The organism is Pedobacter humicola (genome assembly GCF_056490705.1).
The window spans coordinates 1-988 of sequence record NZ_JBWJIG010000043.1 but is presented as its reverse complement, the minus strand read 5'-3'; the positions used below and the strand labels follow the sequence as shown (position 1 = coordinate 988).

Below are 988 nucleotides of genomic sequence, written 5' to 3'. Positions count from 1 at the left end.
ACCGCGCAGCTCACCAGAGCAAAACCCTTTTTTTCCTTCAGTTCCGCAGAGAACCATTTACTACCTTTTACCACATGAGAAAAAACACCTGATTGGTCTCCGGAAAGCTCAATACTGTTCAATTGCAGGTCATTTTCCAGAGTATGTATGATCAACGCATCTCCTTTGTGGAAGTACCAGATTTCATCTGAAGATATTCGGTGAAAAGAGGAAAAATCACTTTTTTCAAGTAAATAATAGATGGAGGTAACGGCACTTTTTTTTCTTTCGCTTTTTGTTTCCGAAACCTCATCAGCGGACCGGTAAACCTCCCTATAATAACCACCTTCTGGATGTGGCTGTAGTCCAAGTTTTGTCACCCAATAATCTGCTCCGTTTTCTATCAGTTCCATATTTCGTTTCAATTTCACAAAGATTGATAAAATCCCCAAATTAGTTTATAAGAATCTCCGGAAAACTACTGAATTAAAACATTTGCAGCATTGGAAAATCAAAGCTCCATCTGATGTTGCCTGGTAATTGGATCCCAAGACTGTCAGATGTCGACGTTGCGTCTGCCAAATTGGATTAGTAGTAACATGACCAACTAACAAAAAGATACAAAGGTGATGATCACTCGTTCAGGTAAGTTTATTCACGGGATAGAAACATTATCTTGAAATCGTAGCCCTGATTACGCTTAGCGACTGGTATAGCACATATTTAAACACGGCAATCTTTTTAGACAAAGCAAATCCTACAACCATCGAACTGCTTATTAGCAGCACATATTTTCAGGACAAACAATTTGATTGCAAATATGCCACTCTCAAAATCGGAGTCCGGGTTCAAAAACATTATTTGCAAGGCTGGCGAATATTATCCTGTATAATTATAGCTGTAAATACGGCAGACAGGAAAATAATTTCAAAACCGAGCTAAAGATAATCGAGTAGGAAGATAGGGATTAGTTCCCTATCTGTCCTCTCACACCACTGTACGTACCGTT

At 39.0% G+C, this 988-nt stretch carries 1 protein-coding gene; it reads right to left on the bottom strand.

The genetic code is table 11. The features are described from left to right. Window positions 1-392, bottom strand: a 392-nt coding sequence (locus AC04Q1_RS26445) for a cupin domain-containing protein (protein WP_478367519.1), incomplete at its 3' end; no start/stop codon positions are given. Window positions 393-988 lie beyond the last annotated feature (596 nt).